This window comes from Pseudomonas fungipugnans (genome assembly GCF_029955235.1).
Lineage (GTDB): Bacteria > Pseudomonadota > Gammaproteobacteria > Pseudomonadales > Pseudomonadaceae > Aquipseudomonas > Aquipseudomonas fungipugnans.
In genome coordinates this window covers 538,787-565,303 of the sequence record NZ_JARBWL010000001.1, presented here as the reverse complement: position 1 = coordinate 565,303, position 26,517 = coordinate 538,787, and the positions used below count along the sequence as shown (strand labels likewise).

Here is a 26,517-nt window from a genome sequence, read left to right as displayed (position 1 = left end):
ATGTGGCGTTCAGGTTTCGAGGGAAGGGCTAGACGAATGGCTGCCCGGCGAATCCTCGTGGCAATCGCTGCCGGCCAGCCATCGCCGTCAGGCGCTCTATCCAGGCGGCGCGCCAGTCAGTGGCGGTGTGAGTGGCTTTGGCCTTGCGGGCCGCTCGACGTGTCGCGTTACGCGCATCTTTGCGGGCATCCTTGAACGCGTCGGTGTTACGGCAGCTTCTGCATTTGACCTTCGCAAGCTCTTTGCTTGATACGAGATTGCTACCTGTGTGTCCGCAGGCCAGGTGCCCGCCGATGTTGAAGTGAGTGACCATGTGGTGCGTCTCCTTCTTGAGGTGTGTTCGTTTGACCTCTGGCTGCGTCAGGCGTTCGTTCACATTCCTGCGCGCAAAAAAAAGCCCGCATGCGGGCGGGCCAATGGGATTCATCTAAGGAGTGATCCCACATTAGGCGCCGGGTTGTGAACGGGGTGTGAAAGGAATGTAGGAAAAAAATGGTCCGACGAACTCGGGTAGCGAACAGGGCAGGTGGCGATCAGGCAAGCGCTGATTCAGTGACCCGCAAGTCGCCGTTCAGGCTTTCTGGATCGCCAGTCCTTGGGTGGCAGACATCGCCAGAATCAATTATCTGAAACGAGGCAGCGGTGGTTCGCTCGGTTGCAGGGAGGACAGGGTGCTGCGAATCAACGGCCCGTCTTTATCGATATCGTTCAGACGGTCGCGGATTCTGAGCGCGGTCGGATGGCCGCCTTGATGATCGACCCAGTCGGCGATTTCCTTGCACGCCGCAGCGAGCCTGGCCTGACGGGAGTCGAGCAGAGTGAGCAGGGTGGTGATGGACTCTTTTTCGGACATGACAAACACCTCCTTCAGAGCAAACCTGATGCAGGGCAGCAAAAAGCCCGCGAGTGCGAGCTTTCTGCCGTTGGGGTCGCTGATCCATCAGCTGAGATGAGTATAGACCCGCAAAACCGCCTGTGAGAGGGCATCAGCCTTACCGCGCAGCGACCTGTGAGCGGGCGTTGAGTTGCCGACATTCGCGTCGGGCTTCGTCCTCGGAATCGAAGCCGTCACCGATAAAACCGTGAGTGCGGGTGTCGGCAATGCGATACCAGACGGTGGCATCGGGTTGGGCGTCGCTGGCTTCTCCGGCGCGGCGGCCGTGAATCATGACCTTGTTGCAACGCTTCACAACGAAAATGTCTTCCATGGCACCACCGCAGCGGATTCGTGTTCAGGTCAACTATAGAAGCCCTGTGCAATCGTGCAAAAAATAACCAGGTCAGTTCGTCGGTTGCCCGCCTTCCAGGGAAGCGACCGGTTGCAGCTGCCACCCTCTGGGATCCCATGTCAGCGTGTGGGTTGGTCGCAGCGCGGCGAGAAACGCCTGGTCGTGAGAAGCGGCGATTATGGCTCCCGGAAAATCCTGTAATGCGCGTTCGAATGCCTGGATGGACTCCAGGTCCAGATGATTGGTCGGCTCATCGAGCAACAACAATTGCGCCGGGACGCTGCGCCACAGCGCGATGGCTATCGCCGCCTTGAGTCGTTCGCCGCCACTGAGCGAGCCGGCAGGTTGCGTGACCCGACTGGCGTCCAGTTGCAGTTGTGCCAGACGACTGCGCAACAGCCCTTCGCTCAACGGCGTATCGAGCAACCCCAACTGCTCGATGATGGAGCGCTGATCATCCAGCAGCGTCAAATGTTGATCGAGAAAGGCATTGGATACATGGACGATGCACTGGCCGCTTGGTGGCGGATAGTGGCCCGCCAGCATGCTCAGCAACGTCGATTTGCCGCAACCATTCGGCCCGGCAACAGCGATTCGCACCGGCCCCGCAAGCGACAGCGTCAGCATTGTGTTGTCCTGCAGCCAAGGCAACTGAGCATCGACCAGCGTCAACACCTGGCGACTCGTCGGGACAACGGTCGCCGGCAGATTCACCACCACACACGCCTCGGGCAGGACCTTGCCATTGGCTTGCCGCACCTGATCATCCAGCCCGTTTTTGCGCGCCCGGTGCGCCTGACGTACCGGTCCCATGACATCTCGGGCGCTGCCTTTCATCTTTGCGCGTTCAATGCCTGAGACATTGGCGGTGTAGGCTTTTTTCAATGTGCCAGCAGCATGTCGGGTGATGGTGTCGTGTTCCCGTTGCAGGCGCGCCCGTTCACGTTTGCGTTCGCTACGCACCTGATCCAGTTGCGCCTGAGCGGCTGTTTGTTCGGCACTGCGCTGGGCCTGAAAGGCCTGGAAATCGCCAGAAAAAACCGTCGCCCCGAACGGTCCGAGTTCGACGATCCGCTGCATGCGGTTGAGCAACTGCCGGTCATGACTGATGACGATCAATCCCCCGGGCCATTGTTCAAGCTTGCGCATCAGCCAGCGCCTGCCGTCAGCGTCCAGGTGGTTGGTCGGTTCGTCGAGCAGCAGCAACGCTGCCTGACCGAGCAGCGCGCCGATCAGGGCGATACGTGCTTGTTGGCCGCCACTGAGAGTCATGACCGGGCGCGTCGGCTCGATGTCGCTCAAGCCGGCTTCATCGAGCAACTGACGCAAGCGCTCGGGTAAATCCCAACGATCGGCCAGCGTGTCGAAGTCGATGCTTGAGGCGCTGCCGAGCTGGATGCGATTCAACGCCTGGAGCGCAGCGGTACACCCGGTGGCGTCGGCCACGGTGTCGCCAGTTTTGGCAGCCAATGTCTGCGGCACGTAGGCAACCGGTTCCAGGCAGGTCAGGCTGCCGGAAGTGGGTTGCAGTTCACCGGCAATCAATCGGGCGAGCACGCTCTTGCCCGCTCCGTTGCGGCCCACGATGGCGGTGGGGACGTGATCAAATGTCAGGTTCAGGGATTCGAAAATTGTTTCGCCATTGGCGAACTGAAAACCCAGGTGATTCAGGGAAACGAGTGCAGGCAGACGCGTGACGTGAGTCATCGGCACCTCCAGAAAATGTCGAGAAAACTGACAAGCGCTGTGTCAGGCTTGTCGCGAAAACATTTTGGAAGGCTTAGTTGTTCACTTCGGCGGTCGTCCTGCGGGGGAGTTGGAACGCAAGCCTAGTGGAGGTCACCGCTCGGATCAAGCGGTTGCCTTGTGTTCGCCCGATGTTTCGGCCAGTTGTTCCAGAAACATCGCCAGCGCCACTTCCTCTGCCTTGAGCCCCTTGCGTACGCGCGCCTTGGGCAGGGCGGCCAGTGCGCCCAGCATGAAACCATCGACCACCGCCGGGTGGATGTAGCACTTGCGGCACACCGCCGGGGTGTTGCCCAATTGTCGGGCGACGCTTTTGACCGTTTCCACGACATGCCGTTTTGCGTCGGATTCAGGCTCCCATTGCAGATCACGCAATACTGCCAGCGCCAATGCGCTGCCAGCCCAGGTGCGATAATCCTTGGCGGTGAAATCGGCGCCGGTCAGGGTTTGCAGGTAAGCGTTGACGTCGGACGAGCTGACCGTATGCCGCTCGCCGTCCTCGTCCAGATACTGAAAAAGATTCTGGCCGGGAATTTCCAGGCAGCGTTTGACGGTGCGTGCCAGGCGCCGGTCTTTCACCGTGATTTGATGCTCGACGCCGCTTTTGCCGCGAAACTGGAACTTGATCGCACTGCCATTGACCTCGACGTGGCGGTTACGCAGGGTGGTCAGGCCGTAGGAATGGTTGTCGCGCGCGTACTGGGTATTGCCGACGCGGATCAGCGTCGCATCCAGCAAGGTGATGACCGTGGCCATCACCTTGTCGCGGCTGAAGCCGGGTTCCGCCAGCAGCGCTTCGAGCTTTTTGCGCAGTTTGGGTAACATGCGGCCAAATTCGCGCATGCGTGAATATTTGTCAGCATCGCGCACTTCCCGCCAGCGCGCGTGATAGCGGTACTGCTTGCGGCCCCGGGCATCGAGGCCGGTGGCTTGCAGGTGGCCGCGGCGGTCGGCACAGATCCAGACATCACGGTAGGCCGGAGGCACGGCGAGGGCGTTGATCCGTTTGATCTCGTCCTGATCGGTGATTCGTTGGCCCGCCGGATCGAAATAGACGAACTTGCCACGCAATGTGCGACGGGTGATGCCGGGTTGGGTGTCATCGACATAATGCAGGTCAGGTGGCAGTGCATCGAGCGCGGCATCGGGCATGGCGGTAACTCCTTGGCGACAAATCAGGGGGGCCGGTAAAACCATTGACCGCAGCCTTTTGCCGTCGTGCCAGTGGATTTACGCCAGCACCGCCACCGCCTTGATCTGCGCCCAAAGCTGCTGTCCCGGATGCACGCCGAGCTGATCCCGGGAATACCGGGTGATGCGTGCCAGCAGTGGCGTGCCGGCGGCGTCTAGACGAATCAATACATGCGCCGCGTTGTCCGCTCCCAATTCGCTGGTCACGGTGACCGGCAGGCGGTTGAGGATGCTGCTGCGGTCGCTGCCTTGCAGGCTCAGACTGATGTCCCGTGCCTGCACCTTGCAGCGCAGCGTCTGGCCCTCGGTCATCGGCGCATGCGGTACGCGCAGGCTCAAGTCAGTGCCCGGCAGTTGCACGGTCAGCAACTGATAATTGGCGTCGTAGGCGCTGACCTGACCTTCGATGACCACGCCGGCGTCGTCGCCCATGGCCAATGGCAGGTCGAGCCGGGCCAGGGTTTCACCGATAGGGCCGCTGGCCAGGGCCTTGCCGTCGCTGAGCAGCACGATATGGTCGGCCAGGCGCGTGACTTCATCCTGAGAGTGACTGACGTACAGCACCGGGATGTCCAGTTCGTCGTGCAGCCGTTGCAGGTAGGGCAGGATTTCGTTTTTACGCTGGCTGTCGAGTGCCGCCAGCGGTTCGTCCATCAGCAGCAGGTTAGGGCTGGTGAGCAGGGCGCGGGCGATGCCGATACGCTGACGTTCGCCGCCGGACAGGTGCTGCGGATGCCGGTCGAGCAAATGGCCAATCCCCAGCAATTCGGTGGCGTGCGCCATGTTGACCCGGCGCAGCGGTTTGGCGATGCGTTTGAGGCCGAACTCCAGGTTGGCCCGTACCGACAGGTGCGGGAACAGGCTCGCCTCTTGAAACACGTAGCCCAGGGCACGCTTGTGCGGCGGCACGAAAATGTTCTGGCGGCTGTCTTGCCAGACTTCATCGTTGACCTGGATAAAGCCGTCTTCAGCACGCTCCAACCCGGCAATGCAACGCAGGCAAGTGGTCTTGCCCGAGCCGGAATGCCCGTACAGCGCGGTGACGCCGCGGCCAGGCAGTTGCAGGTCGACGTCCAGGGCGAACCCCGAATAACTCAGTTTCAAGCGTGTTTGAATCATCGATCAGCTCCAGCCCGCTTTGGTTTTGCGGCTGGAGTAGAGCGCCAGCAACACGGCAAAAGAGAACACCAGCATGGCCCCGGCCAGCCAGTGGGCTTGGGCGTATTCCATGGCTTCGACGTGATCGTAGATCTGCACCGATACCACCCGCGTCTTGTCCGGGATGTTGCCGCCGATCATCAGTACCACGCCGAATTCGCCGACGGTGTGGGCAAAACCGAGAATCGCGGCGGTGATGAAACCAGGGCGGGCGAGGGGCAGGATCACGCTGAAAAAAGTGTCCCAGGGATTGGCGCGCAAGGTTGCGGCCACTTCAAGTGGGCGAGTGCCAATGGCGGAAAAAGCGTTTTGCAGCGGCTGGACCACGAACGGCATCGAGTAGAGCACCGAGCCGATCACCAGCCCGGCAAAACTGAATGTGAGGGTGCCGAGCCCCAGTGCTTGAGTGAACTGGCCGACGAAGCCGTGCGGCCCCAACGCCAGCAGCAGGTAAAAGCCAATCACAGTAGGGGGCAACACCAGGGGCAGGGCGACAATCGCCCCGACCGGGCCGCGCAACCAGGAGCGGGTGCGCGACAACCACAATGCAATCGGAGTGCCGATTATCAACAGAATGACGGTCGTCAGGGACGCCAGTTTCAGAGTCAACCAGATGGCGGCAAAATCGGCACTCGACAGCATTTAGAGCTCGTAACCGTAGGACTTGATCACCGCAGCGGCTTTTGGCCCTTTGAGGTACTCAACCAGGGCCTTGGCGGCCGGGTTGTCCTTGCCCTTGTTGAGGATGACCGCGTCCTGTTTGATCGGGTCGTGCATGCTGGCCGGAACGATCCAGGCCGAGCCGCCGGTGACTTTGCCGTCCTTGTAGATCTGCGACAAGGCCACGAAGCCGATTTCAGCATTGCCAGTGGACACGAACTGATAGGCCTGGGTGATGTTCTGGCCTTCGACGATCTTGTCCTTGACCTTGTCGGTCAGGCCCAGTTTGGCCAGCACTTGTGTGGCGGCCAGACCATAGGGCGCGGCTTTCGGGTTGGCGATGGACAGGTGCTGGTATTCGTTCTTTTTCAGTACGTCGCCCTTGGCATCGACATAACCGTCCTTGGCCGACCACAGCGCCAGGGTACCGATGGCGTAGGTGAAGCGTGAGCCCTTGACGGTATCGCCTTCGGTTTCAAGTTTTTTCGGTGTGGTGTCGTCCGCCGAGAGGAACACCTCGAACGGCGCGCCATTTTTGATCTGGGTATAGAACTGACCGGTTGCGCCATAAGCGGCCACCAGTTTATGCCCGGTGTCTTTTTCGAAGTCGGCGGCAATCGCCTGAATCGGCGCGGTGAAGTTGGCCGCGACAGCGACCTGGACTTCGTCGGCCTGGACAGCGCCGATCGCGAACACGGCGAGCAGACTCGCCAGGCAAGTAGGGGCAAAACGTGAGACACGAATGGTCATGTAACAGCTCCGTGGTAGGCAAGTGCGACGGGCAGTTTTTATAGGGGGTGGACTGCGCCGTTGCGAGGGGTGAAACGCTATATATCAGAATATATAGCGAAATGCCGGTAAACGGAACGTGTCGCAGATATGTCGTGTACTCCTGCGCTTTAGCGGTGAGTCAGCTTGGCCAGCGCCTCTGCCGCAAGTCGCTGGGTCAGCTCTGCGGCCGACAACTCAATACCCAGCGTCAGTGCCTGCCCGGCCCATAAGTTGCTGAAATCCGCCTCATCCTTGGCCCGTAACGGCATCAGCGCGCCACCGGCCAGCGGGAAGGCCGGTGCCTTGTTATTGATCGGTCCGATTTCGCGCATCACCCGATTCACAATCCCCCGCGCCGGGCGCCCGGTGAAGAGGTTGGTGACCGCGGTTTCGCTGTCCCTGGCCGTACGCAATGCCTTGTGGTGCGAAGCGCTGACCTTGGCCTCGGGTGTGAACAGATAAGCCGTACCCAGTTGCACCGCCGAAGCGCCCAGCATGAAAGCCGCTGCTATACCCCGAGCATCGCCAATGCCACCGGCTGCAATCACTGGCACGCTGACCGCATCGACCACCTGCGGCACCAGCGCGAACGTGCCGACCTGGCTGCTCAAGTCATCGCTGAGAAACATCCCGCGATGGCCGCCTGCCTCGTAGCCCATGGCAATGATCGCATCGCAACCGTGTCGCTCCAGCCAGATCGCTTCTTCAACGGTGGTCGCCGAAGACAGGATTTTCGCGCCCGTTGCCTTCACCCGATCCAGCAGGGATTTTTCCGGCAGGCCGAAGTGAAAACTCACGACTGCGGGACGGAATTCTTCGAGCACTTCGCAGGCGGCGCTATCGAATGGGGCGCGATTGGACACGGGCGTCGGTGCATCGAAATCGGCGCCCAACTCCCGATAGTATGGCTCCAGCAGATTTTTCCAATCCCGGGCGCGCTGCTCATCGGGCGCCGGAGGCTGATGGCAAAAGAAGTTGACGTTGAAGGGGCGTGAGCTGTGTTGGCGGACGGTCTTGAGTTCTTCGCGCAACTGATCGCTGCTCAACATCGCCGCCGGCATCGAACCCAGGCCGCCGGCATTGCAAGCGGCAATGACCATGGCAGAAGTGGTCGCTCCCGCCATAGGACCCTGGATGATCGGCAACTCGATGCCGAGCAGATCAAGAATGCGAGTGTCAGGCCATTGACTCATGTGCAGTGCTCTCCGAGGGCGGTGGAGCGGAATTTGTATCAGTAATGGCGTGGCTCAGCCAGTCCGGTTTTCAGAAGAACGCTTTAGCTCAACGTTATCCGCGCCTGGCAGCCACGGTGCCGCGAGTGTCAACGCACCATGCCCGCCGCGACGTACGCAGGCCAGTACCGGCATCCACGACAGCCCGGTGAGCCGCACCTGGGCGGCAGTCACCATGCGTACTTCGCCGCAAGAACCACCTGCTGGCCCCGCGTCGGGAATGTAGACCGAGAACCAGTCGTGTTGCTGCTCCAGCACCAGGCAAAACAGCCAGCCCTCATCCTCGCAGACCAGCCCGACCTTGGCGCCTTCGACGTTTTCCAGTCCAGCCAGATGCGACGTCGCGTCCTTGAGCAAGCCGTATCCCGGCACTTTGCCCAGGACATTGTCTTCCAGCGAATTGAGTAGCGCAGTGCCTGCCCGAGTCTTGGCCAGCAGCCCCGCGAAAAAGCAGATCAGCACCAATGCTACCAGCGCCACCACGGTGAACAGGGTCACCCCGGCGACGCTGTAGTGGTCAAACATCGGCAGTAGTTTGTGAAGCACTGGCTTCAATAGCCGAACGGCTTTTTCCACCAGGATGAAAATCAACACCAGCGGCAGAATAAACAGCAGCCCCCCGGCTGCGGTGGTTTTGATGAAACGAAACATGGCACCTCCCTGCGACAGTGATTCGGTCAGCCGTTATCGGCGGTGAAAGCCACCGCCGCCACCGCCACCACCACCAAACGAACGGTTCATGACCTGGGACGACTGGTGATAGTTGTTGAGTCGTTGGTTGCCTTGCAGGCGTGCCGCAGATTCGCGGTTCAGGTTCTGGATTTGTACGCTGTTCGCTGGATTGACCCGCGTCGAGCTGCCCTTGACCATCGACTGCCAGCCGTTGTCGGTCTTCTTGTAGACGTTGCCGTCATGCCCGGCATAGACGTTACCGCCCACGTTCGCGGCGCCGCCATTGCGACCCTTGATACCACCGTACTGCGTGGTGTTGCCGGTGTTCGGGTTGTAGACCGCGCCGCGATTGGCGGTGACCTGGGTGCCGTTACGAGCATTGCCCGCAGTGACTTTTCCGCCAGCAATCGCACCGCCATTGGGGCCGACTATTTCACCGCTGCGACCCGCTGCGTAATTGCCGTTGTAGACGTTGTGCACCGCACCACGCTGGCCTGCTGTCGCGATACCGGTCCGTGAGTTGTAGGAAGAGCCGACCTGACCGGCCCAACGATTGCCGGTCCAGGCGTTGTAACCGGCGCCGTAACGGCTGACCGTCGCCCGATCACCCCATTGCCGGTAGATATTGCCGGTGCTGCCACCCCAGCCACCGGGGCCCCAGGCCACGGCCCCGCCGTGATAACCGTAGGCCGCGCCGCCCCAAGGCAGCGGCGCCGGGTACAAGTGCGGGCCCCAGGCATAACCCCAACCGTAATTACCCCACCATGGATAGGCGCCCCAGCCCCAGCCCATGGCCACGGTGTTGCCGCCCCAACTCCAGCCGAAACCGAAACCGAAGGTCCAGCCGGTCCATGGCGTATAGCGGATGGCGACGCCGGAGCCGTAAGTCATTGGCGGTCCGTACCAGGCATTACCGACCCACGGGGTATAGGGATAGCCAGTGCCGTACACCACGACGCCGCTGTTCGGGTCGATCGTCGAGCCCTGATAGCCCGGCGTATAACCCACCACCACGTTATCGCCGTTGGCCTCGTAGACTTTCACGTAGGTGATGTAGTGCATCGGCGAACTGGGCGGGATCGAGTAAATCACCGCCGGCACCGAGGTCGCGACAGACCATGGTCCCTGGACCGAAGGGGCGGTGAACCAGACACCGTTCTCCACGGCGTACCAGTTCTGGGCGTCGACCATGATGATCGGCGTCGCGCTGTTTTCCACGTATTGCAGCGGCGTGCCGGTGATGGCTTTGAGTTTGGGTTCGCCGTCGAACTGCGGCGCGCTCATTTTCACCTGGCTCTTCTTGATCGCCGAGGTCTGCGGGATGGTCGCGGCAATGGCCGCTTCCTGGGCTTGCGGTGTGCCGGCGACCGAGGCCTTGACGTTTTCCTTGGCGCTGTCATCGGGAATGTTGGCGAAGTCTGCCGGCAGCTTATCCGCCGGGGCAAAGGTCCAGGGGCCTTGCATGTCAGCTGCCTTGAACCAGCGTCCGGAAATCAGCACGTAGCTGTCCTGATCGCCGATTTCCTTGAATATATGCCCGGTGGTGTTGCTCACATACAGCAGCTGCGTGCCCTGTATCGGCTGCCATTGTGGCGCGCCGTCGGTGACGATCAACTCTGTGGGTTTGGTCGCGATGTGGATCTGTGGAATCGGCGGCTTGGCCAGCGTCGGGATCTTGTCTTTCGGATCGCTCTGGCCTGTCAGCAGGTCGACCTGACGACTCTGGATCGCGGCCTTCTTGGCTTTCTCCAGGTCGGCAGAAGGCGAGGGCAGCGGTGCGTATTGACCGTCGAGTTGATCGGCGACCATCCAGCCGTCGAACACATGCAGGTAATGTTTACCCTGGGCATCCTTGAGCAACAACGGACGGGTATTGATGACCCGTTGCAACGCAGTACCGTCCACCGGCCGGTAAGCCGGTTCACCGTCGATGTACACCAGCAGCGCCGGGACGTCGGAGGTGATGATGGTCGGCGGGGTGTTTTCAATGGGGTCGTTGCTGGATTTCTGCTCGGCGGCGATCACGCCCACGGCCGCTTCGAGTTGATCCAGGGAAATGGTTTTCTTGCGACTCTGCGCGTCCTTCTTGAGCGCGGCGACCCAGGCGTCGGCTTTGGCCGCGCTGGACGGGAAATCGGCCTTGGTGATCTGGTACTGATCGAGGGCGACCCAGCGCGTGGCCTTGTCTACCAGGGTATGGGCGCTGAACTGCACGATACCGTAGGTGGATTTGCCATCGGCGCCCGTGGCCTCAACTGCGGCACGCGCCTGCAGGGTATAGCCGTCCCAGCTGTCGAGTTGCGGCTGGTAGATCGTCAGTTTGGTGTCGCCGGCGTTGAGTACCTGAGGCCAGGTCGGGGCCGTTGCTTGCTCGGCAGGCGCTTTCGCGGTTTGCGGTGATGCGGCCTGAACGCTGCAGACGGCAAACACACCGAGTATGAGTAAAGCGATAAACGATCGCAGGCGAGACATTGTCAGCTCCATCGACGGGGCGAGTTTCCAGGGAATTTCCGGGCCGCGAAATCAGCATAGTCGCCGGTCAGGCAAATGCTTGGCAGAAGGATGCGTCGATGTGTTGCTTTGTGTTATTTCAATGGCCTGTCAATAGAAGGAGTGGCGTCGTAATGGAAATCAAACAGGTTTACGTGGATGGGTTCTCGGTTTCGGGGCTGCGGGTGCGCACCCGCAATATTGCCGAGCAAGACGCGGCAACGGCAAAGATCGGGCCGATGTGGGGGCAGTTCTACAGCGAGGGACTGACCGGGCGTATCGCGGCGCAACAGCCTGAGTCGCCGATCTATGGTGTGTATTCCAGCTATGAATCCGATGCCACGGGCGAGTTCGATGTGACGGCGGGTGTCGCTGTACTGGAGCCTGCGGCGGATCTTCAGACGATTCGCATCGAAGGCGGTCAATACCTGGTGTTCGAAAGCAAAGGTCCGATGCCGGGTGCCGTGATCGATGCCTGGCAACGCATCTGGGGTTACTTTGAAGCCAACCCGTCGATCAAACGCCGCTTCGCCACCGACTTCGAAGCCTATACCGGCCCCGAGTCAGTGGCGGTGCATATCGGCATCGTCTAAGGCTGCGCTTCGCGCTCCAGCAACTGGCGTTTGCGCTCCACGCCCCAGCGATAGCCCGACAAGTTGCCATCGCTGCGCACCACGCGGTGGCAGGGGATCGCTACCGCCAGGCTGTTCGCGCCACAGGCCTGGGCCACGGCGCGCACGGACTTGGGCGCGCCGATGCGTTGGGCGATCTCGGCATAACTGGCAGTGCTGCCGACGGGAATCTCGCGCAGCGCCTGCCAGACGCGCTCCTGAAACGCCGTGCCACGCAGGTCCAGTGGCAGATCCAGGCCAATGGCCGGGGCTTCGATGAAACCGACCACCTTGGCAATCAACTGCTCGAACTCATGGTCGGCACCGATCAGGTTGGCCCGGCGAAACTTGTCCTGCAGATCGCAGACCAACTGATGCGGGTCGCTGCCCAACAGAATCGCGCACACGCCACGCTCACTTTGCGCCACCACAATCGCACCGAGGGAACACTGGCCAACGGCAAAACGGATGTCATTGTTTTGCCCGGCGGCGCGGTAGTCACCGGGCTTCATCCCCAGCACCTGATCCGCTGCTTCATAGAAGCGGCTGTTGGAGTTGAAGCCGGCGTCGTACAAGGCATCTGTCACGGAGCCGCCGTCCGCCAGGCGTTCGCGAACCTTGCGTGAGCGATGGGCGCTGGCGTAACCCCTGGGCGTCAGCCCGGTGACGGCTTTGAACACCCGATGAAAGTGGAAACTGCTGAGACCGGCTGCTTGCGCCAGTTCGTTCAGTGCCGGCAGATTTTCGGCCGATTCGATCTGGCGGCAAGCGGCGGCAACGGTGGCCGCATGTTGTGCTGCGCCTTCACTCTGGTCTCTGGTCGCTCGTTTGCTGGGCCGATAACCCGCCGCTTCGGCCTGTTCGGCCGTGTCGAAAAACTCGACGTTCTGCGGTTTCGGCAGACGCGCCAGGCTGCTGGGGCGGCAATAGATACCCGTGGTTTTAACCGCATAGACAAACTGCCCGTCAGCCTTGGCATCGCGGGCGACGACGGCGGCCCAGCGCGGATCGCTTTCGGTGGTGAGCTGTTTCGAATGGAGGGTCATGGCGTCACGTCCTTTAGCGGGTTTGGCTCAGATTAACCAGCCGCCAGTGGCGCCGCACTCCGGGTCTTGCGGTCAAATTCGAGGCATTCATTGCGCGGTACGAAAGGTGAAGTTGATCCGCTGCTCGCCCAGTTTCGGGTGATGTCCCTGTTTGATTGGCAACACGCCGTGATAACGCAAGCGATCAACGCCGCCCCACACCACGATGTCGCCATGCAATAAAGGCACGCGCTGACTTTTGTCGCTGCGCTCGAAGCCGCCAAACAGAAACATCGCCGGCAATCCCAGCGACACCGACACGATGGGAGCTCCAAAGCTGCCTTCATCCTTATCCTGATGCAACGACATTTTCGCCCCTGGAGCGTAGCGATTGATCAGGCAGGAATCCGGCACGAAATCAGCAAAGCCGGCTTCCCGCGCCGCCGCTTGTGCCAGCTCGAAAAACACCGCAGGCATGGCCGGCCAGGGCTGGCCGGTTTGCGGGTCGTGACGAGTGTAGCGGTAGCCGCTGCGATCGGTGGTCCAGCCGAGCGTACCGCAACTGCTCAACGCCACGGACATGGTAAAGCCACCGGGAGTGACCATTTGCCGAAACGGCGCTGCGGCGAGTACCGCTTCCAACGCTGGCAACAATTGATCGAGCAAGGGCAGGGCAAAGCCGCGCAGGACCCAGGACTGCTCGCCGATCTGCTCGCGCCGGGGCGGTTGCTCGGGTTCTACGTCGGCGAACAGATCGAAATTGTCCGGGCTCATGATTCATGCCCTGTCAGGTCGGATTTCAGACGGGGAGGCGACGTCCCTGTTATCGCCCCAGAGGTGTTACAGCGCTTTGCTGACGGCGATGTCGCTGATGACATCTTCGCTCGAACCATGAAGGGCATCCAGCGCAGCCCTGGCTTCTGCTTCGGTGCCATTTTCAAGCTGGGCAAATTCGAAGCGACGCTCGCCGTTGAGTTTATATTTGATGACGTACTTGGTAGTTTGGGCCACGGTCATGCCTGCCTTTACGTGCGTGAAGCGCCCATCAGCTCAGTTTTGTGCTGGAGCGGCGGATAATCTTGATCGAGTGGGTCAGGGTCGGCTTGCGCGTGACGCTGATTGGCCGACGGTTGACGGTGTCGATGGTGATGTTCCAGAAACCGGTACTCGGCGCAGTGATGCGCGCCGGGAAGGTGTCGAACGCGCCGCCGTGATACGTGTGACGACCGCCGTTCTTGAAGCTGCGGAAGTTGGCGTCGTTCATCAAGCGGATGTTGCACGTTTGGGAGCACTGGATGACGACGATGTCGTCCTCGTTGAGGTGCTCGCGCTGGTGGATAAATTTCATGAGGCGCCTCCAGAAGGGCTTTTTCTACAAAATCAAAACGATAGCATGGGCGATTGGCGCAGTTTATCAGCCCGAACAGGTTATTATCCGGCAGTCGGGGTGTGCTTTGACAATTAAAAACAGTAATTCGGAATTCTATGAGCGATAAAAGCAGTGGGCCTCGGAGAAAAACAGCATTTACGCTGTCGGAGGATCTTTATCGGAGGTTTTGTATGAAATGGGGTGTGCTGGTTTTGCCATTGGCATTGGCGGTAAGTGGTTGCGCATCGGTCGCCGAGATCAATGCATCGCTGCCCACCATGAACGTGATCTCAGGCAAAAAGCCCCACGAGTACGCGCAATGCCTGGTAACCAAGCTTGCCAGCAGCCGTGGCGCCTTGCAGCTTGAGCCGCACAAGGACGGTGTACGGGTGATTGTCCCCGGCAAACTTTCCTCTGGGCCGGCGGCGGTGTTTGACATCGAGGAGCGCTCCAGCGGCAGCAGCATCAAGCTGCACGAGCGCATGTCAAACGTTCCCGTACGTCCAAAGGATGTGCAGGCTGCGGCCAACGCGTGCATTTCCGGCTCATAGTTTCCGGCTGATAGACTGTCGCGTGCTTATATAGATGCCGTCAAAGCACTGCTTTGGCGGCATTGTCATTTCTGGAGTTGCGCATGAAGCGAGATCAAGTACGGGAACGCCATGCAGAGGGCCATATCTCTGCGACGCATGTCATACAGAACCCGGCGAATTCAGGGGAATGGATCGTGTTTTTCAAGAAAAGCGCCGGGCGCAGTTATTTCCTGGTGGACGACAACGATGAAGTCGAGTCCTTCAGTCGTCTCGACGATTTGATCGAGACCGTGCGCGGCCTCGGGATCAAATTCGCCGAAATTCACATGTAAGGCAAACGCCTTACTTGCAGACCACAACCACGTTGCGCGTCTTGTAGTTGCCGACATCCACGCCCAGGGTCTTGTCGCTTTCCTTGGTGGCGGGGGTGCCATTGCTGCTGACGATCCGGTAGCCGGTGCCCGCACAGGAGGCGTCGGCTTTTTCGTAGCAGGCCGCCCAGTTGTTGGCCTCGCCGGAGCAATCGATGGTCAGACCCTGCTCGCCGTTTTTCAGGTAAGTGTGTTCCGACGTGGCACAGCCAGTCAGCGCCAGTACCGCAATCAGTGCCAGAAATTTGTTCATGTCGTTTTCGTCGTCAAGGGGAGGGAGCTAAACGCTGTGACAGCGCCGGTATCGAAAGGTTATGGCGAGTGGCCAGTCCCGTGAAAATAAACCACAAAAAAGCCCTGCATCAAGGCAGGGCTTCGGTTGTGTCAGCAACCGTTCAGGATTTGTCCTTGCCGCGACGTTTGGGGCCGGCCGGCTGATCCTGCAACACCGATGCCACTTCAATGGCCAGTGCTTCGGTCGGGAACGGTCCGGCAATATTCTCACCGCCAACGCTGTCCACCCACCATTGCCCGTCCTTCGCCTGATTGATCAGGTAACCGTTGACGCTTTTTGCTGCCGACATCTATCTGCCTCGTTGGCTGGTTCAATCGCGCAATGATAGCGCCAAATGCGCCCAAAAGGGGCTGATCGGCGTATGGTGGTGCAGATTGACTGCTCGGTCGCAAATCGTGCAAGTCAGGTGGTTTCTGCTATCTATTAGAAGTTGCAAGAGGGTTCGTGCAGTGACTTGCGGAACTATCAGTCAAAATATTTCTCTATGATGGCATCGGTTAGCCAGCGCGGGGCATTGTAAGGTGCACGCCGCCTGATTAGACTGCGCCGAAACTCGTACACACAGCCCTTTCAAGGACTTATATGATCAAGAAATGCTTGTTCCCAGCAGCCGGTTACGGTACTCGCTTCCTGCCAGCGACTAAAGCCATGCCCAAAGAAATGCTGCCGGTGGTAAACAAGCCACTGATCCAGTACGGCGTCGAAGAAGCACTGGACGCCGGTTTGACCGAAATCTCGATCGTGACCGGTCGCGGCAAACGCGCCCTGGAAGACCACTTCGACATCAGCTATGAGCTGGAAAACCAGATCAAGGGCACCGACAAGGAAAAATACCTGGTCGGCATCCGTAAACTGCTCGACGAGTGCTCGTTCTCCTACACTCGCCAGACCGAAATGAAAGGCCTGGGTCACGCGATCCTCACCGGTCGCCCACTGATCGGCGACGAACCTTTTGCCGTGGTGCTGGCGGATGACTTGTGCGTCAACCTCGACGGCGACGGCGTACTGACCCAGATGGTCAAGCTGTACAAGCAATACCGCTGCTCGATCATCGCGATCCAGGAAGTCGATCCGCAGGAAACCAACAAGTACGGCGTTATCGCTGGCGACCTGATCGGCGACGATCTGTACCGCGTACGCAACATGGTTGAAAAACCAGCGCCTGAAGATGCACCGTCGAACCTGGCGATCATCGGTCGTTACATCCTGACCCCGGACATCTTCGACCTGATCAAACAAACCGAGCCAGGCAAGGGCGGCGAGATCCAGATCACCGACGCCTTGATGAAGCAGGCACAGAACGGTTGCGTGATTGCCTACAAATTCAAGGGCAAGCGTTTCGACTGCGGCGGTGCTGAAGGCTACATCGAAGCCACCAACTTCTGCTTCGAAAACTTCTACAAGACGGGCAAGGCTTACTGATAGCGCTTGGTTCGGTTGTACTGAGAAAGCCACCTTCGGGTGGCTTTTTCATTTTCTGCCCCCACATTGTTTGCAGCGCTTGCCCAACAAATATCTGCAGGTATGCTGATGGCCTGCCGAGGAGATAGAAATGGCCTACGATTTTGACCTTTATGTGATTGGTGCCGGTTCCGGCGGTGTGCGGGCTGCGCGTTTTGCTGCCGGTTTTGGCGCGAAAGTGGCGGTGGCCGAGAGCCGTTATCTGGGTGGCACCTGTGTGAACGTCGGTTGTGTGCCGAAAAAATTGCTGGTCTATGGCGCGCATTTTGCCGAGGACTTCGAACAGTCACAGGGTTTCGGCTGGACGCTGGGCGAGGCGAAGTTCGATTGGGCGACGCTGATCGCCAACAAGGACCGCGAGATCAATCGCCTCAACGGCATTTATCGCAATCTGTTGGTCAACAGTGGCGTGACGCTGCACGAGGCTCACGCGAAAATCGTTGATCCGCACACGGTCGAGGTGAATGGCGAGCGCTACACCGCCAAGAATATTCTGATCGCTACGGGTGGTTGGCCGCAGATCCCGGAGATTCCGGGGCATGAATACGCCATCAGCTCCAACCAGGCGTTCTTCCTCAAAGAGTTGCCCAAGCGCGTACTGATAGTCGGTGGCGGCTACATCGCGGTGGAATTTGCCGGGATTTTCCACGGCCTGGGCGCGGATACCACGCTGCTGTATCGCGGTGATCTGTTCTTGCGCGGCTTTGATGGTGCGGTGCGCAAGCATTTGCACGAAGAGCTGACCAAGCGCGGTATGAACCTGCAATTCAATGCCGACATCGAACGTATCGACAAGCAAACCGATGGCAGCTTGAAAGCGACGCTCAAGGATGGTCGTGAGCTGGAAGCGGACTGTGTGTTCTACGCCACGGGCCGGCGTCCGATGCTCGACAATCTTGGGCTGGAAAACACCGGCGTCAAACTCGACAAGAAGGGCTTTGTCGAGGTGGATGAGCAATACCAGACCGCCGAGCCATCGATTCTTGCCTTGGGCGACGTGATTGGCCGGGTGCAGTTGACTCCGGTTGCACTGGCTGAAGGCATGGCTGTCGCACGCCGTTTGTTCAAGCCTGAGCAGTATCGTCCGGTGGATTACAAGATGATCGCGACGGCGGTGTTCAGCTTGCCGAACATCGGCACCGTCGGCCTGACTGAAGAAGAGGCCCGCGCGGCGGGTCACGATGTGGTGATTTTCGAAAGCCGCTTCCGTCCGATGAAGCTGACCCTGACCGAGTGTCAGGAGCGCACGCTGATGAAGTTGGTAGTGGACGGCAAAACCGACAAGGTCTTGGGCTGCCACATGGTCGGCCCGGACGCCGGCGAGATCGTTCAGGGCCTGGCCATTGCGCTAAAGGCTGGCGCCACCAAGCGCGACTTCGATGAAACCATCGGTGTGCACCCGACGGCCGCCGAAGAGTTCGTCACCATGCGTACGCCGGTCGCGGGTTAATCGTCCTTCGCTGCGTCTGCCGCTGCCGCAAGGGCAGTCGCCAGGCGCACGCTTTCATCCAGCTTTGCCTGGGTCTTCGCCAATTCGGCTTGCAGTGACTGATTAACCTGTTCCTGCTCGTCGACATTCTGCTTGAGCGCCTGGCTTTCCAGCAGGGCGATGCGCAGGCGTTCCTGGAGGAGGGTGCGTTCGCTGTCGATGCGGTTGACCTGTTCCAGCAGTTGATCCTGACGGCTGTGGGTGTGTTTGAGCTGGTCCTGCATCAGGCTCAGCTCCCGGAGTGTCCCGCGGTTCTCCGTCAACAAGCGTTCGTTGTCGCGGTGCAGCTGGGTAATTTCGTCCTGACGAACCAGCGCACTTTGCTGTGCCTGACGCAACTCCATCTGAATCTGTTGCACCTGGCCCTCATGGCGACGCTGTTCCTGCTCGCGCTGTTCCTTGACCGCGCTGCGGTAGTGCTCCAGGGCGTCGCGAGCGTGCAGGTGTTTTTCTTCCAGCGAGTGAATCTGCTCGTCCTTGTCTTGCATGCGCAGTTCGAAACCGGCCAGTGCCTGGTTCAACCCGGCGTTGCGCGTCTGTTCGGTTTGCAGCATTGAGCGTGTGTCTTGCAGCGCTTCGGATTCCTGGGTCAGGGCCAGGCTTTGAAATTCGTACTGCTGATGCAGCTCGCTGTTCGCTTCCTGTGCTTGCGTCAGCTGTGTCTCCAGGGCCTTCCGCTGCGCCTCGAATAGCTCTCGCGCCTGATCGATCGGCTCCTGCGCCTGTTCTTTCAAGCGCTGCGCCAGCCGTGTTACCAGGGCCGTCAGCTCACTATCGATAGGCTCTGCAGGCGTTTCGACGCGCTCGCCGCCGACGTCCAGCTCCTTCAAATAGCGATGAATCGTGGTTTTCGAACCGGTATTGCCCATTTCGATCCGTACTGCATCGATGCTGGGGTTTTCGCCACGGGCGAGGATCGCCAGACGTGCCGCTTGCACCACCGCTTTGTTTACGCCGCCACGAGCCATTTGATCTCCTACGATTTCGTACTGTGGTACATGCCACTAATATACACATTGTACCACACGCATAATAAAGTTAAATATGACGTATTAGTCATCCGGGATATACTGGTATTACCCCGTGTGATACGCCTTTCTTCGGGTTTTCGCCCGCTGAAGCCGTACGTTTTCGAGAGCAGAGCCCATGTCCGAGCTGGATCGCTACCTGCAAGCCGCTACCCGCGATAACACTCGCCGCAGTTATCGGGCTGCCATCGAGCACTTCGAAGTGACGTGGGGCGGGTTTCTGCCGGCGACCAGCGACAGCGTCGCGCGCTATCTGGTGGCGTATGCGGGAGTGTTGTCGATCAACACCTTGAAGTTGCGCTTGTCGGCGCTCGCCCAGTGGCACAACAGCCAGGGCTTTGCCGATCCGACCAAGGCGCCGATGGTGCGCAAGGTGTTCAAGGGCATTCGTGCATTGCATCCAGCGCAGGAAAAACAGGCCGAGCCGTTACAGCTGCAACACCTGGAACAGGTGGTGGCGTGGCTGGAACTGGAGATCCAAAGCGCCAGGGCCGAGCAGGATCGCCCGCGATTGCTGCGCGCAACTCGGGACCGGGCGTTGATCCTGCTGGGTTTCTGGCGTGGCTTTCGCAGCGACGAGCTGTGCCGCGTGCAGATTGAGCATGTGCAAGCCCGCGCCGGTTCCGGCATCACCCTGTACCTGCCGCGCAGCAAGAGCGACCGGGAAAACCTCGGCGAGACGTATCAGACGCCGGCGTTACAGCGACTGTGTCCGGTGCAGGCCTACGTTGCCTGGATCACTGAAGCGGCACTGGTGCGCGGACCGGTGTTTCGCGGCATCGACCGCTGGGGCCATCTGAGCGAGGAGGGCCTGCACGCCAACAGTGTGATTGCCTTGTTGCGTCAGGTACTGGAGCGCGCCGGCATTCCGGCAGAGCACTACACCAGTCACTCCCTGCGCCGCGGCTTCGCCAGTTGGGCGCATCAGAGCGGCTGGGATCTGAAGTCGCTGATGAGTTATGTGGGCTGGAAGGACATGAAATCCGCCATGCGTTATGTGGAAGCAAGCCCGTTTCTCGGCATGACCTACCTCCCCGACAGCGCCGTCGTCCCGCCCAAGTAAGATTTCTTCTATTAACACCCTCCGCTAATAGCCAAAACCAATGAGCAGCATGAGGTTTGCCAATGAGCCATCCGCCGGATGAGTGGGTAGGATTCACTCCATCAACTTTTCAACCCTGACGGAGAGTCATCAATGCCTATCATCAACAGCCACGTTAAACCGTTCAAAGCTACTGCCTACAAAAATGGCGACTTCGTACAAGTGTCGGACGCTGACCTGAAAGGCAAATGGTCGGTGGTATTCTTCTACCCGGCTGACTTCACCTTCGTTTGCCCAACCGAGCTGGAAGACCTGGCCGACAACTACGCTCAATTCCAGAAGCTGGGCGTCGAGATCTACAGCGTTTCCACCGACACCCACTTTGCTCACGCGGCCTGGCACAACACTTCGCCAGCCATCGGCAAAATCCAGTACACCATGATCGGCGACCCGACCCTGACCATCTCCCGCAACTTCGACGTACTGATCGAAGAAGCAGGCCTGGCTGACCGTGGCACTTTCGTGATCAACCCGGAAGGCCAGATCAAAATCGTTGAGCTGAACGATGGCGGCGTGGGTCGTGACGCATCCGAGCTGCTGCGCAAGATCAAGGCTGCCCAGTACGTTGCTGCTCACCCGGGCGAAGTGTGCCCAGCCAAGTGGAAAGAAGGCGAGGCTACCTTGGCTCCGTCCCTGGACCTGGTCGGCAAGATCTAAGTCTGTGAAACGCATCACCAGGGCGGTTTACCGCACCTAAGTAAGCTGCACCGCCCTCAAAACGCCCGGGCGAGATTCGCTCGGGCGTTTTTTTTCGCCACAAACAAAAGGAAATCGCCCGTATGTTGGACGCCAATCTTAAAGCCCAGTTGAAGTCATACCTGGAACGGGTCACCCAGCCGATCGAGATCGTTGCTTCCCTCGACGACGGTGCGAAATCCCGGGAAATGCTCGAACTGCTGAAAGACGTTGCCAGTCTTTCCAATCAAATTACCTTGCTCGACAACGGTAGCGATGCACGCAAGCCATCGTTCTCGATCAACCGCCCGGGTGCCGATATCAGCCTGCGCTTTGCCGGCATTCCCATGGGGCACGAATTCACTTCGCTGGTGCTGGCCTTGCTGCAAGTCGGCGGCCACCCTTCGAAAGCCAGCGCTGAAGTGATCGAACAGATTCGCTCGCTCAAAGGCCAGTTCAGTTTCGAGACTTACTTCTCTCTGTCCTGCCAGAACTGCCCGGACGTGGTCCAGGCGCTGAACCTGATGGCCGTCCTGAATCCGAACATTCACCACGTCGCCATCGACGGTGCGTTGTTCCAGGCCGAAGTGGATGATCGCAAGATCATGGCGGTGCCCAGCCTCTACCTGAACGGTGAAATCTTCGGTCAGGGCCGTATGGGCCTTGAGGAAATCCTCGCCAAGATCGACACCAGCGGTGCTGAACGTCAGGCCGAGAAGATCAACGCCAAACAAGCTTTTGACGTGTTGGTGGTGGGTGGTGGCCCGGCCGGCGCTTCGGCAGCCATCTACGCGGCTCGCAAAGGCATTCGTACCGGTGTGGCGGCTGAACGTTTTGGTGGACAGGTGCTCGACACCATGGCCATCGAGAACTTCATCTCCGTGCAGGAGACCGAAGGGCCCAAGCTGGCCAGCGCTTTGGAAGAACACGTCAAGCAGTACGACGTCGATATCATGAACCTGCAACGCGCCACTGCCTTGGTACCGGCGAAAAATGCCGGTGAGCTGCACGAAATCCGTTTCGAAAGCGGCGCAAGCCTGAAGACCAAAACAGTGATCCTGGCCACTGGCGCTCGCTGGCGTGAAATGGGCGTGCCGGGTGAGCAGCAATACAAGGCCAAAGGCGTGTGCTTCTGCCCGCACTGCGACGGCCCGCTGTTCAAGGGCAAGCGTGTGGCGGTGATTGGCGGCGGTAACTCCGGCGTCGAAGCAGCCATCGACCTGGCCGGTATCGTGTCCCACGTCACGTTGCTGGAGTTCGACAGCAAACTGCGCGCCGACGCCGTTCTGCAACGCAAGCTGTACAGCATGCCGAACGTCACGGTCATCACCAGCGCGCTGACCAGCGAAGTGAAGGGTGACGGCCAGAAGGTGACCGGCCTGGTGTACAAGGACCGTGATTCGGGTGAATTCAACACCGTCGAGCTCGAAGGCATCTTCGTGCAGATCGGCTTGCTGCCGAACACTGACTGGCTCAAGGGCACCGTCGAGTTGTCACCCCGTGGCGAGATCATTGTCGACGCTCGTGGCGAAACGTCGTTGCCCGGTGTGTTTGCCGCCGGTGACGTGACTACGGTGCCATACAAGCAGATTGTGATTGCGGTGGGCGAGGGCGCAAAGGCTTCCCTGAGCGCATTCGACCACCTGATCCGGACCTCGGCCCCGGCGTAAACGCCAGCGCTGTAAACACAAAACCCCATGAGTGATCATGGGGTTTTTTATGTGCTTCACATTCCTAATGTGGGAGCAGGCTCGCTCCCACAGGGATGTGTGCTGAGTGTCTTACATCGGTGCTGGTTGAATGATCTCGACCCAGTAGGCATCCGGGTCCTTGATGAAGGCCAGGCTCTTCATGCGACCGTCGTTCAGGCGCTTCTGGAAGTCACAGCCCAGCGCTTCAAATCGCTCGCAGGCAGCGCGAATGTCCGGCACGGAGATGCAGATGTGGCCAAAACCGCGCGGGTCGGTGTTGCCGTTGTGATAGGCAAATTCCGGATCGTTTTCAGTACCGTGGTTATGGGTCAGTTCGAGAATGCCGGGGATCGACTTCATCCATTGCGTGCGTGCGGCGGCATCGGCCGGGATCTGGCTTTTATCGACCAGCGCCAGGAAATACAGGCTGAACTCGGCTTCCGGAAAGTCGCGTTTTTCCACCAGCGAGAAACCCAGGATACGCGTGTAGAAATCCAGGGATTTGGCGATGTCCTTGACCCGCAGCATGGTGTGATTGAAGACGAACTTCTGGGTGGCGGTATCGGGTTGGGCGGTGACGCCAGGGAAGGTGTTCAATTCGTGCAGGCTCATGGGCCCTCCGGTAAAAAAATGGGCGTGCGTTTGGGTAGCAATGATACGCAAGGCATCGAGCATCACCAAACCCGAACCGCAGGCTTGCCTGGCGGACGGGGGAGGCTCAGACTTTGCAGTTCAGCTCTTGAGTGACCCTCGTTATGATCCGACCGTATAAATCGCTGTTTGTCCTCCTGGGTTTGGCGCTGATGGCAGGCACCGCGCTGGCCGAAGCGCCAAGCATCACCTGGCCAACCGGCTGGGAGGTTGAAGCGGTACCGCCAAACGACGCCGCCCCGCAGATTTTCCGCCAGCGCGCGGTAAAAAACGATGCTGATGGCAATCAGGTGCTGGTCATGGAACTGACCATGACCCAAGTCGAAAGCGGTCATCAGGTGAACTTGCAGGGTGTGCTGATGGAGATGCGCAAATCAGTACAGAAGGATTTTTTCCAGGGTGGCTACCAAAGTGTCTGCAACAAAATTCACCCCAGTACGCTGAGCCAGCTGGCCGCGCTTGAAACCACCTGTACGGTGACCGAGAACGGTCGGCATGTGCTGTCTCAAACATTGGTCGCCGCCGTGCAGGACGATAAGGCTTATGTTCTTTCCTATGCCGGTCAGGCCGAGGTTTATAAGGCAAGTCAGGACGAAATAGCGGCAGCTCGAAACAGCTTGAAACTTTAGTTGGGCAAGTCGACAGGCGCAGAGGGTGGCGAGAACCCGGAATGTTAGATGTGCGAATGGATTAACCACAAAGTAAGTCGGTTATTATCGAAAGCCGGCACAGCGCCATGAATGTCGCTGCTGTTTTTATTACGTATTGTGACGGTACACAGGTCCGGAGATTTCAACTTTATCGACGGCAATCGTTGCATTTGTTAGATATCGCCCATGAAAAAGCCCTGCATAGGCAGGGCTTTTTCTCGCCGCTAAAGATTAGCCGCGTAGCCAGGAGTCAACGGTGGCTGCACCGTATTGTTCTTTCCAGGCTTTAAGGCCGCGGTGGTTGCCGCCTTTGGTCTCGATCAGTTCACCGGTGTGCGGGTTGTGATAGACCTTGACGACACGAGCGCGGCGGGTTTTAGGCGCCAAGGCCTGTTGCAGGCCTGACTTTGCCGGGTTCGGATCGAGGATGGCGATGATGTCACGCAGGCTTTTGCCGTAGGTTTTCATCAGCCCCTGGAGCTTTTCTTCGAATTCGATTTCTTTCTTGAGCCCGGCATCGTTCTTCAGGGATTCCAGCTGCTTGAGCTGTTCTTGAAGGGCCTTTTCAGCTGCACGAAATTCAGCGAGTCTGGACAATATCTTTACTCCAATAGTGTGTTTGGCTGATACCAACCGCAAACAAAGCTATAAGCCAAGAGCCTTGAAGCGACTCGGTGATAGTGGCTCGCCTGCTATTTTGCACAGGCAATAAAATTGTAGTAGTTAATGGGGCAAGAGTAAATCCCGTCTTTTTCCTGATGTAACAACAGCAGTCATTTGATTCGATTGGGGGCGCGGCGACGTTATCGGGCGGCTTAATACGCTTAGTTAATGATGGCTTAATGCAGCAACGAACTCCGCGCCGGGCATTGGTCTGCCATACAGGTAACCTTGCAGGAAGTTAACGTTGTGAGCCGTCAGGTAATCGCTTTGCTCCACGGTCTCTACGCCTTCGGCCACAATGCCCAGATCGAGTTTCGCCGAGAGTTCGATAATGCTGTCCAGAATATGTCGCGAGAGCGCATCGGCACCGATCATGGCGACAAAGCTCTGATCGATTTTCAGAAAGTCCACATTGAACTGGCGCAGGTAACCCAGGCTTGAATGCCCGGTGCCAAAGTCGTCGATGGCGATCATTACACCCAGCGCGTGCAGTTGTTCGAACAACTGGTGGGTCACGTCCGAAGGCTTGATCAGTTCGCGCTCGGTCAGCTCCAGCACCAGACTGACACTGCCTTGGGGGAACGCGCCGAGAAATTCACGGCAATCCTCTACCAGCTCCAGGTCATGACAATGGCTGGCGGTGATGTTGATGCCAATATGAAAAAGGCCATGGAAAAAAGCCGAAGCTGGCGCGAGGATGGCAGCTGTCTGTTTCATCAACGAGCGGGTCATCGGCACGATCAGCCCCGAGTGCTCGGCGAACGGGATAAACAGATCCGGGCGCACCAGGCCTTCCTTGGGGTGTTGCCAGCGCATCAGCACCTCGGTACCGCTCCATTGTTTGGTATCGCCATGCACCACCGGTTGAAAGTAGGGAATGAACTCCCCGGCCTCCAGGGCGCGCTGGATTTCGTGACTGGGCGATGTTGAACGCTTTTGCAATACATGCCCGATCGCGCCCGAGACGACGCCGAAGAACATCAGCAAGCTGAACAGCGGCGGGTACTCGGCTCTCATGTAGCGCCAGACTTCGCCCTCGGGGAACCCGGCTTTGACGGTGAAGGCATAGTGTGAGGACGTCAGTGTATTTTGCGCTTCAGGCAAGTCGGGCAGGGCGCCTTCCTGGACTTTCCCGTCGGCGGACAACCAACGGTTGCCCACTTGCAGCAGCAGGATCGTTTCGTGACCGATCAAACTCAGCATGTTGCTCAGGTGATAACCATTGAGGGTAGTCAATGCCCCCTGTTTCCCGGCGCTGAGCCGATACACCAGCAGCGCGGTGTCCGGCGTCACCGGGTTGCCGTTCATCAGCCACAGTTCGCCCTGGGTGTAGTCGCCGGGATTGACCTTCTCCTGATAGTCGCCAAACAGAGAGCTGCAATACAGGTTGTTGTCCCACACCAGATTGGTCGAACGCACGAACGGCCGGCGGGTTGTCTGTTCGCGCAAGGCCAGTTTGGCTTCGCTGCAGCTTTCACCGGCCAGAGGCAGCAATTCCCGGGCTGCCTGGGCGGTGTTGTCGAGCATCAGGTCGAACTGGCGCCTGGCTTCTTCGGCGGTGCGCTGGGTGCTGATATGCAAAGCCCGCTCGGCTTGCAGGCACAGAATGACCAACCCCAGCACTATCGGGATCACACCACATAATACGGTCACGACGATGCGCATACGCCGCGAACGGCGGTATTTGACGGTCAATGGCATTTGCGAAACCTGTCGCGATGAAATAGGGCTCTCAAATGCTGGCAGCGCTCAAT

General features: G+C 59.1%; 30 protein-coding genes. 9 read left to right on the top strand and 21 right to left on the bottom strand.

Annotation, left to right across the window (positions count from 1 at the left end):
* Positions 1-28: 28 nt before the first annotated feature.
* The 11 genes from POF45_RS02600 to POF45_RS02550 form a co-directional block, all read right to left on the bottom strand.
* Positions 29-313 carry a hypothetical protein gene (locus tag POF45_RS02600; protein WP_259503174.1) on the bottom strand — a complete coding sequence of 95 codons (285 nt, stop codon included), beginning with the start codon at positions 311-313 and terminating at the stop codon, positions 29-31.
* Positions 314-622: 309 nt separating this feature from the next.
* Entirely contained in the window at positions 623-853 is a 231-nt protein-coding gene (locus POF45_RS02595) for a hypothetical protein (RefSeq protein WP_259502915.1), read from the bottom strand.
* A gap of 139 nt (positions 854-992) precedes the next feature.
* On the bottom strand, positions 993-1,208 hold the full coding sequence (locus POF45_RS02590) for a hypothetical protein (protein WP_259502916.1): 216 nt from the start codon (positions 1,206-1,208) through the stop codon (positions 993-995).
* Between the two features lie 72 nt (positions 1,209-1,280).
* Complete coding sequence (locus POF45_RS02585; RefSeq protein ID WP_282314966.1) at positions 1,281-2,936, bottom strand: ABC-F family ATP-binding cassette domain-containing protein; 1,656 nt, start codon at positions 2,934-2,936, stop codon at positions 1,281-1,283.
* A 144-nt stretch (positions 2,937-3,080) separates the two neighbouring features.
* Positions 3,081-4,127 (bottom strand): DNA topoisomerase IB, encoded by a 1,047-nt coding sequence (locus POF45_RS02580; protein WP_259502918.1) that lies wholly within the window; start codon positions 4,125-4,127, stop codon positions 3,081-3,083.
* A 78-nt stretch (positions 4,128-4,205) separates the two neighbouring features.
* Entirely contained in the window at positions 4,206-5,285 is a 1,080-nt protein-coding gene (gene modC / locus POF45_RS02575; protein WP_282314965.1) for a molybdenum ABC transporter ATP-binding protein, read from the bottom strand.
* A gap of 3 nt (positions 5,286-5,288) precedes the next feature.
* Entirely contained in the window at positions 5,289-5,966 is a 678-nt protein-coding gene (gene modB / locus POF45_RS02570; RefSeq protein WP_259502920.1) for a molybdate ABC transporter permease subunit, read from the bottom strand.
* Positions 5,967-6,734 (bottom strand): molybdate ABC transporter substrate-binding protein, encoded by a 768-nt coding sequence (gene modA / locus POF45_RS02565; protein ID WP_259502921.1) that lies wholly within the window; start codon positions 6,732-6,734, stop codon positions 5,967-5,969.
* Between the two features lie 149 nt (positions 6,735-6,883).
* On the bottom strand, positions 6,884-7,948 hold the full coding sequence (locus tag POF45_RS02560; protein WP_282314964.1) for an NAD(P)H-dependent flavin oxidoreductase: 1,065 nt from the start codon (positions 7,946-7,948) through the stop codon (positions 6,884-6,886).
* Between the two features lie 54 nt (positions 7,949-8,002).
* Positions 8,003-8,638 carry a DUF502 domain-containing protein gene (locus POF45_RS02555; RefSeq protein WP_259502923.1) on the bottom strand — a complete coding sequence of 212 codons (636 nt, stop codon included), beginning with the start codon at positions 8,636-8,638 and terminating at the stop codon, positions 8,003-8,005.
* Between the two features lie 33 nt (positions 8,639-8,671).
* Positions 8,672-11,131: an autotransporter gene (locus POF45_RS02550; RefSeq protein WP_282314963.1), complete on the bottom strand. Its 2,460-nt coding sequence runs from the start codon at positions 11,129-11,131 to the stop codon at positions 8,672-8,674.
* A 152-nt stretch (positions 11,132-11,283) separates the two neighbouring features.
* Between POF45_RS02550 and POF45_RS02545 the strand changes: the two genes are divergently transcribed.
* Positions 11,284-11,742 (top strand): GyrI-like domain-containing protein, encoded by a 459-nt coding sequence (locus tag POF45_RS02545; RefSeq protein WP_259502925.1) that lies wholly within the window; start codon positions 11,284-11,286, stop codon positions 11,740-11,742.
* Here the strand turns inward: POF45_RS02545 and ada are convergent.
* The 4 genes from ada to POF45_RS02525 form a co-directional block, all read right to left on the bottom strand.
* Positions 11,739-12,806 (bottom strand): bifunctional DNA-binding transcriptional regulator/O6-methylguanine-DNA methyltransferase Ada, encoded by a 1,068-nt coding sequence (gene ada, locus POF45_RS02540; RefSeq protein ID WP_259502926.1) that lies wholly within the window; start codon positions 12,804-12,806, stop codon positions 11,739-11,741. The two genes, POF45_RS02545 and ada, sit on opposite strands and share 4 nt — an antisense overlap.
* 87 nt (positions 12,807-12,893) lie before the next feature.
* The gene (gene alkB / locus POF45_RS02535; protein ID WP_259502927.1) at positions 12,894-13,559 is read right to left on the bottom strand and encodes a DNA oxidative demethylase AlkB; all 666 of its coding nucleotides are present in this window, start codon (positions 13,557-13,559) and stop codon (positions 12,894-12,896) included.
* Positions 13,560-13,625: 66 nt separating this feature from the next.
* Positions 13,626-13,802, bottom strand: a complete 177-nt coding sequence (locus tag POF45_RS02530) for a hypothetical protein (RefSeq protein ID WP_259502928.1) — start codon at positions 13,800-13,802, stop codon at positions 13,626-13,628.
* Positions 13,803-13,830: 28 nt separating this feature from the next.
* Positions 13,831-14,133 carry a DUF1883 domain-containing protein gene (locus POF45_RS02525; protein WP_007946189.1) on the bottom strand — a complete coding sequence of 101 codons (303 nt, stop codon included), beginning with the start codon at positions 14,131-14,133 and terminating at the stop codon, positions 13,831-13,833.
* 212 nt (positions 14,134-14,345) lie between these two features.
* On the opposite strand from POF45_RS02525, the gene POF45_RS02520 reads away from it, so the two are divergent.
* Entirely contained in the window at positions 14,346-14,705 is a 360-nt protein-coding gene (locus tag POF45_RS02520) for a hypothetical protein (RefSeq protein WP_259503175.1), read from the top strand.
* A gap of 83 nt (positions 14,706-14,788) precedes the next feature.
* Positions 14,789-15,019 (top strand): hypothetical protein, encoded by a 231-nt coding sequence (locus POF45_RS02515; protein WP_259502929.1) that lies wholly within the window; start codon positions 14,789-14,791, stop codon positions 15,017-15,019.
* 10 nt (positions 15,020-15,029) lie between these two features.
* Here the strand turns inward: POF45_RS02515 and POF45_RS02510 are convergent, their stop codons facing one another.
* Together POF45_RS02510 and POF45_RS02505 are read right to left on the bottom strand one after the other, a co-directional pair.
* Positions 15,030-15,311, bottom strand: a complete 282-nt coding sequence (locus POF45_RS02510; RefSeq protein ID WP_259502930.1) for a hypothetical protein — start codon at positions 15,309-15,311, stop codon at positions 15,030-15,032.
* 142 nt (positions 15,312-15,453) lie between these two features.
* On the bottom strand, positions 15,454-15,642 hold the full coding sequence (locus POF45_RS02505) for a hypothetical protein (RefSeq protein ID WP_259502931.1): 189 nt from the start codon (positions 15,640-15,642) through the stop codon (positions 15,454-15,456).
* A 293-nt stretch (positions 15,643-15,935) separates the two neighbouring features.
* Between POF45_RS02505 and galU the strand changes: the two genes are divergently transcribed.
* On the top strand, positions 15,936-16,775 hold the full coding sequence (gene galU, locus POF45_RS02500; RefSeq protein WP_008036893.1) for a UTP--glucose-1-phosphate uridylyltransferase GalU: 840 nt from the start codon (positions 15,936-15,938) through the stop codon (positions 16,773-16,775).
* 130 nt (positions 16,776-16,905) lie between these two features.
* Entirely contained in the window at positions 16,906-18,264 is a 1,359-nt protein-coding gene (gene gorA, locus POF45_RS02495) for a glutathione-disulfide reductase (RefSeq protein ID WP_259502932.1), read from the top strand.
* On the opposite strand, the gene POF45_RS02490 is transcribed toward gorA, so the two are convergent.
* Positions 18,261-19,271 (bottom strand): DNA-binding protein, encoded by a 1,011-nt coding sequence (locus POF45_RS02490; RefSeq protein WP_282314962.1) that lies wholly within the window; start codon positions 19,269-19,271, stop codon positions 18,261-18,263. The genes gorA and POF45_RS02490 overlap by 4 nt on opposite strands.
* 178 nt (positions 19,272-19,449) lie before the next feature.
* Here POF45_RS02490 and POF45_RS02485 point away from each other — a divergent pair, with 178 nt between their 5' ends.
* From POF45_RS02485 to ahpF, 3 genes are all read left to right on the top strand, one after another.
* Positions 19,450-20,394, top strand: coding sequence for a site-specific integrase (locus tag POF45_RS02485; RefSeq protein ID WP_282314961.1), 945 nt, complete (start codon positions 19,450-19,452; stop codon positions 20,392-20,394).
* Between the two features lie 132 nt (positions 20,395-20,526).
* Positions 20,527-21,090 (top strand): alkyl hydroperoxide reductase subunit C, encoded by a 564-nt coding sequence (gene ahpC / locus POF45_RS02480; RefSeq protein ID WP_259502935.1) that lies wholly within the window; start codon positions 20,527-20,529, stop codon positions 21,088-21,090.
* A gap of 122 nt (positions 21,091-21,212) precedes the next feature.
* Positions 21,213-22,778, top strand: coding sequence for an alkyl hydroperoxide reductase subunit F (ahpF, locus tag POF45_RS02475; protein ID WP_282314960.1), 1,566 nt, complete (start codon positions 21,213-21,215; stop codon positions 22,776-22,778).
* A gap of 111 nt (positions 22,779-22,889) precedes the next feature.
* On the opposite strand, the gene gloA is transcribed toward ahpF, so the two are convergent.
* Positions 22,890-23,411, bottom strand: a complete 522-nt coding sequence (gene gloA / locus POF45_RS02470) for a lactoylglutathione lyase (protein ID WP_259502937.1) — start codon at positions 23,409-23,411, stop codon at positions 22,890-22,892.
* A gap of 143 nt (positions 23,412-23,554) precedes the next feature.
* Here gloA and POF45_RS02465 point away from each other — a divergent pair, with 143 nt between their 5' ends.
* The gene (locus POF45_RS02465) at positions 23,555-24,079 is read left to right on the top strand and encodes a DUF4946 domain-containing protein (protein WP_282314959.1); all 525 of its coding nucleotides are present in this window, start codon (positions 23,555-23,557) and stop codon (positions 24,077-24,079) included.
* A gap of 252 nt (positions 24,080-24,331) precedes the next feature.
* Here the strand turns inward: POF45_RS02465 and POF45_RS02460 are convergent, their stop codons facing one another.
* Positions 24,332-24,697, bottom strand: coding sequence for a histone-like nucleoid-structuring protein, MvaT/MvaU family (locus tag POF45_RS02460; protein ID WP_259502938.1), 366 nt, complete (start codon positions 24,695-24,697; stop codon positions 24,332-24,334).
* A 231-nt stretch (positions 24,698-24,928) separates the two neighbouring features.
* Positions 24,929-26,464 (bottom strand): EAL domain-containing protein, encoded by a 1,536-nt coding sequence (locus POF45_RS02455; RefSeq protein ID WP_259502939.1) that lies wholly within the window; start codon positions 26,462-26,464, stop codon positions 24,929-24,931.
* Positions 26,465-26,517 lie beyond the last annotated feature (53 nt).

What these genes read in the sequence shown, in the direction of transcription:
- POF45_RS02600 (WP_259503174.1), bottom strand. Translation starts at nt 313, where the DNA reads ATGGTCACTCACTTCAACATCGGCGGGCACCTGGCCTGCGGACACACA.
- POF45_RS02595 (WP_259502915.1), bottom strand. Translation starts at nt 853, where the DNA reads ATGTCCGAAAAAGAGTCCATCACCACCCTGCTCACTCTGCTCGACTCC.
- POF45_RS02590 (WP_259502916.1), bottom strand. Translation starts at nt 1,208, where the DNA reads ATGGAAGACATTTTCGTTGTGAAGCGTTGCAACAAGGTCATGATTCAC.
- POF45_RS02585 (WP_282314966.1), bottom strand. Translation starts at nt 2,936, where the DNA reads ATGACTCACGTCACGCGTCTGCCTGCACTCGTTTCCCTGAATCACCTG.
- POF45_RS02580 (WP_259502918.1), bottom strand. Translation starts at nt 4,127, where the DNA reads ATGCCCGATGCCGCGCTCGATGCACTGCCACCTGACCTGCATTATGTC.
- modC (WP_282314965.1), bottom strand. Translation starts at nt 5,285, where the DNA reads ATGATTCAAACACGCTTGAAACTGAGTTATTCGGGGTTCGCCCTGGAC.
- modB (WP_259502920.1), bottom strand. Translation starts at nt 5,966, where the DNA reads ATGCTGTCGAGTGCCGATTTTGCCGCCATCTGGTTGACTCTGAAACTG.
- modA (WP_259502921.1), bottom strand. Translation starts at nt 6,734, where the DNA reads ATGACCATTCGTGTCTCACGTTTTGCCCCTACTTGCCTGGCGAGTCTG.
- POF45_RS02560 (WP_282314964.1), bottom strand. Translation starts at nt 7,948, where the DNA reads ATGAGTCAATGGCCTGACACTCGCATTCTTGATCTGCTCGGCATCGAG.
- POF45_RS02555 (WP_259502923.1), bottom strand. Translation starts at nt 8,638, where the DNA reads ATGTTTCGTTTCATCAAAACCACCGCAGCCGGGGGGCTGCTGTTTATT.
- POF45_RS02550 (WP_282314963.1), bottom strand. Translation starts at nt 11,131, where the DNA reads ATGTCTCGCCTGCGATCGTTTATCGCTTTACTCATACTCGGTGTGTTT.
- POF45_RS02545 (WP_259502925.1), top strand. Translation starts at nt 11,284, where the DNA reads ATGGAAATCAAACAGGTTTACGTGGATGGGTTCTCGGTTTCGGGGCTG.
- ada (WP_259502926.1), bottom strand. Translation starts at nt 12,806, where the DNA reads ATGACCCTCCATTCGAAACAGCTCACCACCGAAAGCGATCCGCGCTGG.
- alkB (WP_259502927.1), bottom strand. Translation starts at nt 13,559, where the DNA reads ATGAGCCCGGACAATTTCGATCTGTTCGCCGACGTAGAACCCGAGCAA.
- POF45_RS02530 (WP_259502928.1), bottom strand. Translation starts at nt 13,802, where the DNA reads ATGACCGTGGCCCAAACTACCAAGTACGTCATCAAATATAAACTCAAC.
- POF45_RS02525 (WP_007946189.1), bottom strand. Translation starts at nt 14,133, where the DNA reads ATGAAATTTATCCACCAGCGCGAGCACCTCAACGAGGACGACATCGTC.
- POF45_RS02520 (WP_259503175.1), top strand. Translation starts at nt 14,346, where the DNA reads ATGAAATGGGGTGTGCTGGTTTTGCCATTGGCATTGGCGGTAAGTGGT.
- POF45_RS02515 (WP_259502929.1), top strand. Translation starts at nt 14,789, where the DNA reads ATGAAGCGAGATCAAGTACGGGAACGCCATGCAGAGGGCCATATCTCT.
- POF45_RS02510 (WP_259502930.1), bottom strand. Translation starts at nt 15,311, where the DNA reads ATGAACAAATTTCTGGCACTGATTGCGGTACTGGCGCTGACTGGCTGT.
- POF45_RS02505 (WP_259502931.1), bottom strand. Translation starts at nt 15,642, where the DNA reads ATGTCGGCAGCAAAAAGCGTCAACGGTTACCTGATCAATCAGGCGAAG.
- galU (WP_008036893.1), top strand. Translation starts at nt 15,936, where the DNA reads ATGATCAAGAAATGCTTGTTCCCAGCAGCCGGTTACGGTACTCGCTTC.
- gorA (WP_259502932.1), top strand. Translation starts at nt 16,906, where the DNA reads ATGGCCTACGATTTTGACCTTTATGTGATTGGTGCCGGTTCCGGCGGT.
- POF45_RS02490 (WP_282314962.1), bottom strand. Translation starts at nt 19,271, where the DNA reads ATGGCTCGTGGCGGCGTAAACAAAGCGGTGGTGCAAGCGGCACGTCTG.
- POF45_RS02485 (WP_282314961.1), top strand. Translation starts at nt 19,450, where the DNA reads ATGTCCGAGCTGGATCGCTACCTGCAAGCCGCTACCCGCGATAACACT.
- ahpC (WP_259502935.1), top strand. Translation starts at nt 20,527, where the DNA reads ATGCCTATCATCAACAGCCACGTTAAACCGTTCAAAGCTACTGCCTAC.
- ahpF (WP_282314960.1), top strand. Translation starts at nt 21,213, where the DNA reads ATGTTGGACGCCAATCTTAAAGCCCAGTTGAAGTCATACCTGGAACGG.
- gloA (WP_259502937.1), bottom strand. Translation starts at nt 23,411, where the DNA reads ATGAGCCTGCACGAATTGAACACCTTCCCTGGCGTCACCGCCCAACCC.
- POF45_RS02465 (WP_282314959.1), top strand. Translation starts at nt 23,555, where the DNA reads ATGATCCGACCGTATAAATCGCTGTTTGTCCTCCTGGGTTTGGCGCTG.
- POF45_RS02455 (WP_259502939.1), bottom strand. Translation starts at nt 26,464, where the DNA reads ATGCCATTGACCGTCAAATACCGCCGTTCGCGGCGTATGCGCATCGTC.